11 protein-coding genes are annotated in these 11842 nt (G+C 52.8%); 3 read left to right on the forward strand and 8 right to left on the reverse strand.

Annotated elements, in window-relative coordinates; translation table 11 throughout:
* Nucleotides 1-48 precede the first annotated feature (48 nt).
* On the reverse strand, nt 49-1005 hold the full coding sequence (ilvC, locus tag IPH75_07385; GenBank protein ID MBK7141886.1) for a ketol-acid reductoisomerase: 957 nt from the start codon (nt 1003-1005) through the stop codon (nt 49-51).
* A gap of 47 nt (nt 1006-1052) precedes the next feature.
* Here ilvC and nadC point away from each other — a divergent pair, with 47 nt between their 5' ends.
* The 3 genes from nadC to mutM are packed head-to-tail and all read left to right on the forward strand — an operon-like array spanning nt 1053 to nt 3848.
* Nucleotides 1053-1931, forward strand: a complete 879-nt coding sequence (nadC, locus tag IPH75_07390; protein ID MBK7141887.1) for a carboxylating nicotinate-nucleotide diphosphorylase — start codon at nt 1053-1055, stop codon at nt 1929-1931.
* Nucleotides 1928-2941 carry a biotin--[acetyl-CoA-carboxylase] ligase gene (locus tag IPH75_07395; GenBank protein MBK7141888.1) on the forward strand — a complete coding sequence of 338 codons (1014 nt, stop codon included), beginning with the start codon at nt 1928-1930 and terminating at the stop codon, nt 2939-2941. Before nadC ends, IPH75_07395 begins: the two co-directional genes overlap by 4 nt.
* A gap of 52 nt (nt 2942-2993) precedes the next feature.
* Complete coding sequence (gene mutM / locus IPH75_07400; GenBank protein MBK7141889.1) at nt 2994-3848, forward strand: bifunctional DNA-formamidopyrimidine glycosylase/DNA-(apurinic or apyrimidinic site) lyase; 855 nt, start codon at nt 2994-2996, stop codon at nt 3846-3848.
* Between the two features lie 11 nt (nt 3849-3859).
* Here the strand turns inward: mutM and IPH75_07405 are convergent, their stop codons facing one another.
* The 7 genes from IPH75_07405 to IPH75_07435 form a co-directional block, all read right to left on the reverse strand.
* Nucleotides 3860-4744, reverse strand: coding sequence for a hypothetical protein (locus IPH75_07405; GenBank protein MBK7141890.1), 885 nt, complete (start codon nt 4742-4744; stop codon nt 3860-3862).
* 79 nt (nt 4745-4823) lie between these two features.
* On the reverse strand, nt 4824-5879 hold the full coding sequence (locus tag IPH75_07410) for an ABC transporter ATP-binding protein (GenBank protein MBK7141891.1): 1056 nt from the start codon (nt 5877-5879) through the stop codon (nt 4824-4826).
* Nucleotides 5879-6961: a DNA replication/repair protein RecF gene (locus IPH75_07415; GenBank protein ID MBK7141892.1), complete on the reverse strand. Its 1083-nt coding sequence runs from the start codon at nt 6959-6961 to the stop codon at nt 5879-5881. The genes IPH75_07410 and IPH75_07415 overlap by 1 nt, the downstream gene beginning before the upstream one ends.
* A 47-nt stretch (nt 6962-7008) precedes the next feature.
* Entirely contained in the window at nt 7009-8121 is a 1113-nt protein-coding gene (dnaN, locus tag IPH75_07420) for a DNA polymerase III subunit beta (protein MBK7141893.1), read from the reverse strand.
* Between the two features lie 279 nt (nt 8122-8400).
* Nucleotides 8401-9708 (reverse strand): chromosomal replication initiator protein DnaA, encoded by a 1308-nt coding sequence (dnaA, locus tag IPH75_07425; GenBank protein MBK7141894.1) that lies wholly within the window; start codon nt 9706-9708, stop codon nt 8401-8403.
* Nucleotides 9709-10180: 472 nt separating this feature from the next.
* Nucleotides 10181-11239, reverse strand: a complete 1059-nt coding sequence (locus tag IPH75_07430) for an Mrp/NBP35 family ATP-binding protein (protein ID MBK7141895.1) — start codon at nt 11237-11239, stop codon at nt 10181-10183.
* On the reverse strand, nt 11229-11651 hold the full coding sequence (locus tag IPH75_07435) for an Rrf2 family transcriptional regulator (GenBank protein MBK7141896.1): 423 nt from the start codon (nt 11649-11651) through the stop codon (nt 11229-11231). Before IPH75_07435 ends, IPH75_07430 begins: the two co-directional genes overlap by 11 nt.
* Nucleotides 11652-11842: the final 191 nt, after the last annotated feature.

Consider the following 11842-nt stretch of genomic DNA (forward strand, 5'->3'; position numbering starts at 1 on the left):
CTTATACCCCATTCGGATACAAGCAAAAGAACACAAAGTAGTGGGAGATTATTTGGAGCGACGGCTCTGTTTGGTGGCGGCGCGGTCAAACGAGGGTGGGGTCAGCCGCTTAAGTGATTTGTTGAGCCGTGCAATATCCTGCTTGGTCAGAGATGCCAGTTTTTTGGGGAATCGCCCGGAGCTGATCTCATCCAGCGTCTGCCGCATCTTCTTTTTCACCGTGCGATCAATCAGCTTTGGGCCAGTCAGAAGCGAGCCAAACCGTGCGGCAACCGAGATCCGCTCCCACATCCCCTGCATTCCATACTTTTTGATTAACGAGATGATCAGGTCAAGCTGATAGGCAACCTCGAGATAAGCATGTTCCGGTTTGATCCCACGCCTGACCAGCGTTTCATAGCCGGCCGAGATTAACATTGCCATCCCGCCACAGAGCACGGCTTGCTCACCGAATAGGTCGCCAATCGCTTCATCCTTAAAGCTCGTTTTGACCAGATTTCTCTTTTTGAATCCGCACCCCTCAGCCAGTGCAAAGGCTAATTGCTTGGCCTTGCCAGATCGGTTCTGCTCAACCGCCCAGAAAGCGGAGATTGAGCGATCATCCAGAAACTTCTCCCGCACCGCCGGGCCGGGGGCATGGGGAGCGATCATTATGATATCACACATCCGCGGTGGTTTGACAAAACCGAACTGGATCGAGGTCCCATGCAGAAACCAGAGCGTGGCGCCGGGTTTGAGGTAAGGGCGGACCTCCTGGTCAAAGACCTTCCCGTGCAGATGATCTGGAAAAGCAAAACAGATAATTTCGGCCTGTTCGACCAGATGCCTGACAGTCCCGACCTGTGTGAACCGATCCCGTTTTGCCCGCACTCGCGACCGGGATCTTGCCTGCAAGCCGATAGAAACATCCCAGCCGGAATCCCGAAGGTTCAGGCTGATCGCCCGACCCTGGCCGCCGTAGCCAATTACCGCTATCCGCTTTTGGGCTTTCTCTTTCGCTCGCATTGGCGTAATATAGCCGAAGAAGTTTCGATTGCCAATTGAAGTCATCCATGGACCTGCTACTGGAGTCAATTCACCGTCTGGTCAAAGAGGCTCTGGCCGAGGATATCGGTCGGGGAGACCTCACTTCGCTCGCCTGCCTGGAACCTAACCCTATCAAAGCGAGACTGGTAGCCAAACAGTCGGGGATACTCTCCGGGATGTTACCCGCATTGCGGGTGTACGACATTGTCGATTCCGCCAATCGGATCACCCCGCATTTCCATGACGGCGATCGATTTGAGAAGGGGTCGGTGATTTTTGAGGTCGACGGCTTCAATCAGACCGTCCTCGCCTCCGAACGAGTCGCGCTCAATTTTCTGGCGCATTTGAGCGGTGTGGCAACCATGACCTCACGGTTCGTGGAAAAAACCGCCGGCACCCAGGCCAGAATACTGGATACCCGCAAAACCACTCCCGGCATGCGTCATCTCGAAAAGATGGCGGTACACCATGGCGGCGGCATGAACCACCGGATGGGGCTATACGACATGATCCTCATCAAGGACAATCATATCGCGAGTGCGGGGTCGATAGTTGGAGCCGTACAGATGGCACGTGAATATCTGCAATCGAGTGATTTCCGCATACAGTTTCAGGCAGAGTGCGACAAAATTACAATCGAGGTCGAAGTCACCAACGAATCGCAACTTCGCGAGGCGATTTCGGCGAATGTTGACCGTCTGCTTTTGGACAACCAGTCGGTAGACTCGCTCCGCCATCTGGTTCAGATCGCACGCACACTTGATCCCAAGGTGAAACTCGAAGCATCCGGAAATGTCTCGCTCGAGACAGTCGGGCCGATCGCCCAGACCGGCGTTGATTTCATCTCCGTTGGCGCTATCACCCATTCCGCGCCGGTTGTTGATTTCTCTCTGCAGGTTGAATGATGAGCCGCTTTCGTGATTTCGTCAACTCCGGCATCTTAGTGCAAGAGATCGCCGACCAACTTCTGTATTATCTCCGAAGTAAAGAGACTGTGCCGGTTCCACGGCTACTCACCAAATTCAAGATGCCTCCCGAGCATCTCGATGCCACCCTTCAGGAGATCCAGAGCTGGGGATACAGGCTGAAAATCACCGGCAAGCTGGTGACATTTCTCTCTGCCCCCGATCTGTTAACCGCAACCGAAATCGGCTATCGCCTCAAAACGAGACTGATCGGCAAAACGATCCATTCCTACCGACTAGTGAAATCAACCAATGATCTGGTCTCGCAGATGGCCGAATCCGGCGCGCCGGAAGGGCTGATCGTCACCGCCGAACAGCAGAGCCAAGGGAGAGGGAGACTTGGGCGAAACTGGTTCTCTCCGGAAGGATCGGGCATCTATCTCTCAATCCTACTTCGCCCACGCATCAAGCCGGATCAGGCGCCGGGGCTTTCCATCATGACCGCAGTTGCCCTCGCAGAAACTCTGGAGCAGTACGCGCCCGGAGAAATTGCGATCAAATGGCCGAACGACATTCTTATCTCCGGCAAAAAGATATCTGGCATCCTGACCGAACTCTCAGCCGAGAAAAATAGAATCAACCATGTGGTAGTCGGGATCGGCATCAACGTTAATCAAAAAGCGGCCGATTTCCCGCCTGATATCCGAAAGACCGCCACCTCGCTCCGTGTCGCGACCAAACATGTCGTCAATCGCGCTGACCTGCTTAAGGCGTTTCTCGGCAATTTCGAGGAAGAGTATCTCGCCTACCAGAAGTACGGGCTTAAAAAAGCGCAGAAACGGATGCGGAAATTCTCCGTGATGCTCGGCAAAACGGTCCGGCTCCTGTCCGGTGACAACATCATCGAAGGAGTGGCGACCGATATCGACTCTTCCGGGGCATTGGTCCTCCTCCATGCCGGCAAGCGAATGCTCGTCTCTGCCGGCGAGGTTACGGTGGTGAAACAGTAGCCTATCCGGTCCAGCTGTTGCATAGCCGCTGATTCCTGCATTATACTACCCCATGCCTGAACTCCCCGAAGTTGAAACTGTGGTCCGTGGCCTTCGTGCGACGGTAGTTGGACGGACTATCCGCTCGGTCGACTCCGCCAACGCCCACCCGAGCACGATCGTTATCGCCAAGGGACTAGCGCCACATTCTTTCGCGACACTCCTGTCAGGCAAGAAGGTTGAGGGAGTCGCCCGTCGTGGGAAAAATATCCTGATCCAACTCTCCAACAACCTTACTCTCTGGGGACACCTCAAAATGACCGGGCACTTTTTCTGGATTCACCGCGATGCTCCGGTCACCAAACATGATCTGGTGACATTTGAGTTTGAACCACTCACTGTCGATGATACGATGCAGCTTCGCTTTAACGATTTCCGACGGTTTGGTAGGCTACGTCTTTTTCCCAACGACCTGCTCTGGAAACAACCCGGCCTGGCGAAACTTGGGCCGGAACCGCTGGAGATGTCTGCCGAACTGTTTGTCGAGCTGGCACACCGTCGGCCTCGGCAAATCAAGATGGCGTTGATGGATCAGGCCTTCATCGCCGGGGTCGGGAATATCTATGCCGATGAATCTCTTTACTTGAGCCGCATTCACCCGCGGCGGCTGACCACCTCGCTCTCAGCGACCAAACTGAGAGAACTGCACGGTCATATCCAGTTCTTGCTCAAGAAGGCGATCCGTTTGCGGGGGACATCCGTTGATTCATATGCCAATGTGAATGGAAAAGCGGGGAGTTTTCAGAACTATTTGAAGGCGTACGGGAATGAAGGGGAACCGTGTGAACGGTGCGGGTCGGCTATCAAACGAATTCAGATCGGCCAGCGTTCAGCCCATTTCTGCCCGAAATGTCAGAGGCTACGCTGACCAATACAGTCTCAGTCACCTTCCGAGCTTAGCTTAACCCAAATTGGTCCAGGAAACGCAGATGTGACTGGAGTGGATATTGTCTTGTTGTGCTGGAGATCGAATATTCTTAAGTGAACCTTTCGAAGCAAGCCATGGTCTACTAATCCATAGGCAACGAATCTATTATCCGGTGAAAAGCAAGCATCAGCATACTCTTCTCCTTGATGCACTATTGCTGACTTACCACTTATCAAGTTGTACACAACGAGGGATTGATAAGTTACAGTCGGTATTCGGCAGAGTACCAACGTGCGATCAGGAGATACAGCAACAAGGTCTCCTTTGCAGATCTCAGTAGCTTCACCTAACGAATCTCCAAGCAGTTGATAGGCTAGTACACTCTCTCGCTCGATTTGACAGATGACCCCGTTATAGGATAACAGCAAATTCCAGACTGTGCGCTCACTCTCTCCCAAGGAGAAATGGGAAATGGTGTCCTGGAGCTGTAAGGAGGAATCGACCTGCACCAAGTGATAGACTCCCGTATCCTGTAGCGAATAGCAGAGCACCTGAAGACTCAACGGATTGAAGTCAATCGGCCAAAGAAGACTGTCGGCATTGAAGAAAACAGCACACTCGCTTACCTTTGCACCACTGGCTGTCCATTTAAATACTTTCCAATTGGCGTCCCTAAATCCACGCGAACGCCCGTGGTCAGACGAATTTGCTCGCCCTCTGAAAATCACTGTGTCGCCGATCCAAAGGAATGCGTGTTCTGCACTTGTTTCGGGAAGCTCAAGCCAGGAGAATGTCTCATGACTTTCGCTGGGTAAATACATCTGACTGAAATCTCTACCGTAGAGGATCGCGCCAGAAATGTCCTCTTGGCTTGAAGAGCATGAAAGTACGGCCACCCATAAACATGCTAATACCAAAATTGTCTTGGGGAAAAATGACCACCTCAACACAATACCCCTCCTGAAAGAGCGCGCTCTATTCGTTCAATGCGACCGCCACATCCAGCCGCTTGCCCGTGTCTGCATCAAAAAACAGCAAATCCTCGCGCTTGAGCGAGAATGTCACGTTCCGCCCCACCTGCGGTTCTGATGCGATCTTCGAGGCAGTCAGCAGCAGATTCTCATGTCGTATCCGCGCGAAATACTGATCTCCCAAATATTCAGCCGATTCTACCTGGCCGGAGTATTCTTCATCCGCCCAGACCTCGATCGCTTCCGGTCGAATGCCCAGCGTCGCTTTGCCGCTGATCTGATTGCCGACATTTAGATTGAACGGCCTGCTGTATCCGTTGATTACTTCGATCTCGACCAGGTTGATCTTCGGCTGGCCAATGAATGACGCTACAAAAGTTGTCGCGGGCTGGCGATAGAGCTCTTCTGGTGTCCCCAGTTGAATCAGATTCCCCTGATCCAATAATGCTATCCGGTCAGCCATGGTCAGCGCTTCGGTCTGATCATGCGTAACATGGATCATCGCCTTCTTCAACTGCTTCTGCAGGGCGACTATCTCCAGACGCATCCGCGCGCGAAGGTCAGCATCGAGATTGGAGAGCGGTTCATCGAGCAGGAAAAGCGAAGGCTCCCGGATGATCGCTCGCCCCAACGCCACGCGCTGGCGTTGCCCGCCGGAAAGCTGGCTCGGTTTCGCCTGCAAGCGATTCTCAAGACCAAGCATCGCGGCCACTTTGGCAACTTTCTCTTTGATCTCAGTCTTCGGGACTTTGGCAACCGTCAGTGGGAAGGCGAGATTTTTCGCCACGGTCATATGCGGATAAAGCGAATAGTTCTGGAAGACTAATGCCACATTCCGGTCGCGCGGCCGAAGTTTGTCGACCTGGCGATCACCAATGAAGATCTCGCCGGCATCCAGCTCTTCGAGTCCGGCAATCAACCGAAGCAGGGTCGATTTACCGCAACCGGATGGCCCCAAAATAACCAGCAGTTCACCCTCGGCCAACTCCAGCGAGACATTGTCCAGAATTTTGTTCGACCCAAATGATTTGGTTACCTGCTCTATACGCAACCCGGCCATCAGGAGATCTCCTCCAGTGTCCCGCGCGAGATGCGATACCGCCGTCCGTTTTTGCGCAACGGCTCCGGTGGTTCAACCGCAGTGGTCAGAAATAGCTGATTATATCCGGAGAATGCATCTATCAGTCGATGCGCACGGTCCAGATCCAATTCTGCGAAAATCTCATCCAGCAAAAGTACCGGCGCCAGTTTTCGTTTCTCCCGAAGCATTTCGTAGACTGCCAGCTTGAGTGAAACTGCGGCGGTACGCCACTGACCCTGCGAACCGTGCGTCCGTGCCGGATAGGCGCCGATTGATATCGCCAACTCATCCCGGTGAGGGCCGATCATTGCCTGGCAGGTCGCACGCTCCCGCGCGACACCCTTAGCCAGCGCCGAGGCCAGTCCACCCTCGATAATTGTCAGATCGGTCATATCCGATGGTACACAGGTTTCATAGCGAATATCAAGTTTTTCTCCGTTGGCGATCGCGCCATAATGCCGCGATGCTACCTCTCTCAATAAACCGATAAATTCCTGACGTGCCTGGATTATCCGCGCACCATACTGGATCAACAATTCGTCATAGGCCGAGCAATCCATCTGGATCTTCAGCGCGGCGTTTTTCTGCGCCAGCACGCGATGATAATCTTTCAAACGATCAAGATAAGCCCGGGAATATTGGCTGAGGTAGATATCGAGGAAAGTTCGTCTGACCGATGGTCCCCCTGAAAGAATGTCTGAATCCTCCGGCCCGGAGGAAACCGCGCAGACCGTTTCAAACAGCTCGGCTATTCGAATAGGGATGGTGTCGCGTGTGATCTTTTTGCGCCCACCCTTCTGATAGGCGACCGCGATCGTCCGGGTGCGCCCTTCCTGATTAATATCCCCCTCGATCCGATAGACCTCTTCGCCCTGTTTGATCAGAACAGCATCGGCCGCTGTCCGTTGAGAGCGGCCGAGACAAAGAACAAATAACGCTTCGAGTAAATTGGTCTTTCCAGAGCCATTGGCGCCGAAAAAAACATTCACTCCCGGCGAGAAACGGACCTCGAGCGATCCGAAATTCCGGAAATTGGTGACAGCCGCACGCTCGACAATCATGACCGGATCACCGGGCGACCTGCATCCGCAGTCGACCGTTCAGCCAACTACTCTGCCAGCCTCAGCGGCATCACCAGGCAAAGGAAATCTTCCTTGCTGGTCTCCGGGCTATATACCAACCCCGCGGCGACCGGCGAAGAAAGCTCAAAGATGACTTCGTTGCCATCGATGCGGGACAGAATATCATTCACATACTGCGAGTTATATCCGATCTCTACAGCTTCGCCAGTGTAGTCGCAATCCAGCACCTCGCGTCCTTCACCACCGACATCCTGATTATTGGTCGCCAAAGTAAGCGACCCCCTTTTTATCGAAAAGCGAACCTGGTGAGTCAGTGCGTTGGAAAGAATGGAGACCCGTCGGACCGCGCCGGCCAGATCATCTTTCGCCACGATCATCTTCTTGTCGTTGGTTGCAGGAATGACCTGCTCGAAATTCGGATAAGGACCCTCAATCAACCGCGAGGTCAGCACGATACTGTCGAGATTAAAGATGATGCTGTTTTCTCCGAAGATCACCCCAATATCCTTCTGGCTGTCTTCGACGAATTTCGGAATCAGATTGAGTACTTTCGGCGGAATGATCAGATCCTCGGTCATCGCTTTCAATTTGCTGTTATTGACTGAGATGCGAGCCAAGCGGTGACCATCGGTGGCGACCATCTGAGTCCGCTCACCCTTGGTCTGCCAGAGGACTCCATTCAACGCTGGACGAGTCTCATCGGTCGAACAGGCAAAAGTGGTCTTGCGGATCATCCTGATGAAATCCGCAGACTCGATACGGATCTCTTTTTTGGTATTGATAGTCGGAAGTTTCGGGAAGTCATCCGGCGAAACCGCGGCGATCTTGTACGCGCCATTCGGAATCTTCATCTCCACCCGATTTCCAACCGCCTCGAATGTTATCTCAGCTTCGGGAAGTTCACGAATGATCTCAAACAGGATTCGGGCCGGCAGGGCGACAGAGCCGCGTTTAGCCACCGTGCATTCCACCGTGGCGGTAATTGAAATATCCAGATCGGTAGCAGAGAGCTTCAGTTTATTCTCCAGCGCCTCAAACAGGATATTGGTGAGAATGGGTAAGGTCGATTTGGTCGGTACGACCTGCAGAATAGATTGCAGTGCGCCACTCAAACGAGATTTTGGCAAAGAGAATTTCATGAAGCAAGTCTCCCGTGTTCCCCACACATAATCTCATAATTAGACTGAGATATATATGGAATACTGGTAATAAGGGCTGTTAGTTTGTGCAAAAAGGTCATTTCTATTGTCGCCGGAATCACTTTGTTGTTGTTGTGCATCTTCTTAAGGAGAGTAACAACCGCTCTACGATCCCAACACTCTTTGTGTACAGTACTCGGCCAACTCATCCAGTTATCCACAGAAGATACAGAAGTTAAGTTGTCCAGAGCGGGTACACATGCTTACTCACATCCTTTGTTAATACAATAATGACGCTGAGATCTTGTCGATTTTCTCTCGAAAAGTCGCATCCGCCGCCATTCGCTGTGAGATCAGATCACAGGCATGAATGACCGTGGAATGATCGCGTCCACCAAAGGCGGCGCCGATCGATTTGAGCGAATTGTCCGTCAGAGAACGACAGAGATACATCGCCACCTGGCGAGCCAGCGCGATCTTGGCGGTCTTTTTCTTGGCCGTCATCATCGCGATCTCGATTCCCATATGTCTGGCCGACTCTTTCTGGATCGCCTCGATCGTCACTTCCTTCTTCTGCTTGTCCAGGAGGTCACCCAGCACCTTCTGGGCCATCTCCAGGTCGACCGCAACCTTCTTCATCGATGCATACGCCAGCACACGAATCAAGGCGCCTTCAAGCTCTCTGACGTTTGAGGTGACTTGGTCGGCAATATAGGTCACCACCGCATCGGGCATCGAGGTACCCTCCGTCTCCAGCTTCTTCAGCAGGATGGCGGTACGGTTTTCCAGATCCGGGGCCTGCAGATCGGTCACCAGTCCCATCGAAAAGCGAGACAGCAGCCGCTCTTCCAATCCTTTAATCTCCCGCGGCGGACGGTCAGATGTCAAAATGATCTGCTTTCCGCTGTGGTAGAGCGAGTTGAAGGTGTGGAAGAATTGCTCCTGCGTCGATTCCTTCCCGGTGAAGAACTGGATGTCGTCGATTATCAAGAGATCAACATCCCGATACATCTTGGAAAAGTCCGAGATCGTGCGGTCCGTGATCGCCGCGATGAAGTCCGAGGTGAACTTCTCCGAGGTCGCATACATCACCCGACGAGTCGGGAACTGATCGACAATATAATTGCCGATCGCCTGGACAATGTGTGTTTTCCCGAGACCAGTGCCGCCATAAATGAGCAACGGATTGTACCGGTTCATCCCGGGTGCCTCCGCGACCGCTCGTGCGGCAGCACAGGCAAAAGAGTTAAAGTCGCCGACCACCAGCGTGTCGAAGTTATATCGACGATTCAGATTATGGTGGCCGTTGGATGCCGCCGGCGGGAGCGACATCGGAACTGGGGACTCAAAATTGATCGCCACTTGATCCACCGCCTCCTGCTGCGCCGTAATGATATAGACGGGCTGATAGCGATGCCCGAGAACCTCTGTAAACGATTCTTCGATAATGTCGCGGAAATGACTGTTGATCCAGTCGGCGACAAATTGATTCGGGACAGCGATCTTGAACTCGCCATTCCCGTTCGGTTCTCCCCGCGTGTTGCGCAGCCAGATGTTAAAGGATTGTTCTTTGACCCGACGTGCCATGTACTTAAGGCAATCGGTCCACTGTTGAGAGTTGGAACTTACTTCGAGCAATGTGCGCTCCTCCCTGGGTCAGTTATCAACATGGGTGGTTGCTTTGAATCCTTTCGCGAGCAGTCGATTACCATCCCGGAGCAAAATGCTGCCCACCTATTCCCACAAATTTGTCAACATGTCAGTGTTAATAAGATTCAGAAAATCACTCTGTCGCAAAAGAGCTTAGCAGAGCGGCTAGAAACTATCCACAGTTCATTAACATCATGTGAATCAATCAATTTCATCGCTGAGCTAATAATCAGGTCATGTGGATAGACGTCAAGCGGCAGCTAACAAATAATTCACACAATTTTGAATTAGTTGATTGATACAACGTTAGGCCGACACGGCCGTGGAAAAGAAAGCGACGCGTCGGACCAACGCGTCGCACATTTACATTCCCCTGTGGACAACCGGAATGAATCACAAACGGTTATCGCTATTCAGTCTGTTCTATCGCGCGAGCGATCTCCTCGAACATCTTGATCTGTTGCGCATCTCCCTGAAGTGCCGCCGGTCGGCCTGAATCCGCTCCCTCACGAATTGACACCTGCAACGGAATCTCGCCAAGCAGATCGACACCAAGGCGCTTCGCCAGTTCCTTGCCGCCATTCTTTCCGAAAATATACTCGCGCTGACCGTTCGTTTCGAAATAAGCCATGTTTTCGATCACACCGATCACGCGAAGATGCGTGCGTTCGGCAAGTTTCGCCACGCGTCCTGCCACATGTGTGGCCGTTGCCTGAGGCGTAGTGACCACTAGTAGTTCCGCGGCTGGGATTGCCTGCGCGATCGTCAGCGTCACATCGCCGGTTCCGGGCGGAAGATCCAGAAAGAGATAATCCAGATCATCCCACATAACGTCGGTCAAGAACTGATTGATCGCCTTGTGCAGCATCGGGCCCCGCCAGATAACCGGATCATCTTCGTTGACGAAAAATCCCATCGACACGACCTGGAGATTATCCCCTTTGCGGAGCGGGACGATCTTGTCATCGATAATGGTCGGCTGACCGTGCACCCCGAGCATGCGGGGAATGGAGAATCCATACACATCGGCATCGAGCAGTCCGACTTTTTTTCCCAGTCGTGCCAGCGCCGAGGCGACATTCACTGTCACTGTCGACTTACCGACTCCACCCTTGCCGGATGAAACGGCGATAAAGCGTTTGGCGAAATTAATGATAGTGGCAGGTTCACGTCCGGGAGCTTTTCCGAATCCCAACTTCTCGCGTAACCGCGTGCGCTGTTCATCGGTCATCACGTCGAATACGACCTTGACCGAAGTTACTTCGGGGATAAGCCGAACACCGGCAGTAACATCCTGGGTGATCTTATCCTTGAGCGGGCATCCCGGAACAGTCAGGGTAATACCGACCGTAACCGCGCCGCCGTCGATCTCCACGAACTTGACCATGTCAAGTTCGGTCAACGGCCGCTTCAGTTCAGGGTCTTCGATTCCGCTCAGGATGTGCAGAACAGTTTCTTTAGTGACCATCGCGTCCTCTCGTTTGCTGCTTGAACCGAATGTCCGAGAGTTTTGTTTCCCGGAAGACTCGTTCGAGGGCGGTCTGGGCCTTCCCATAAGTGCACTGCAACTCGCAGTTGGGGAGATTGACACATTCGTAGTTGCCGATTTGGCATTCAAACATCGTTAGTTTCCCCTGCATTGCCTCGATAACTTGCAGCAACGAGATCTCTCGTGGGGGGCGACTCAGCTTTACGCCACCACCATACCCTCGCACCGACAGAATGAGCCCCGCGCGACTCAATTCGGAAATAATTTGCGGCAGATACTTCGGCGGGATCGACTGGCGCTGCGCGATCTGGTTGGCGGTTGCGAGCTCACTTGGGTTGTGTGCCAGCTCCCACAATGCGCGAATAGCATATTCAGTCTTTTTGGTAATCACGCTCAAATATAACGGTTCTATTCCGCAGACACCAGAATTATGTAATATCGAAGATAACCAAAGCGGGATTGTAACTTTTGTGACACAACAACTTCGATAGATATTGCCCTGTTTTGAACGTAGGCTTGAGAATACATGAAAATGACCGCCCCAGTCCTCTTTAACGGAGGCAGACCAACCATCTGCCTCCG

It is taken from the genome of bacterium (assembly GCA_016708025.1).
Taxonomy (GTDB): Bacteria; Zixibacteria; MSB-5A5; order GN15; family FEB-12; genus FEB-12.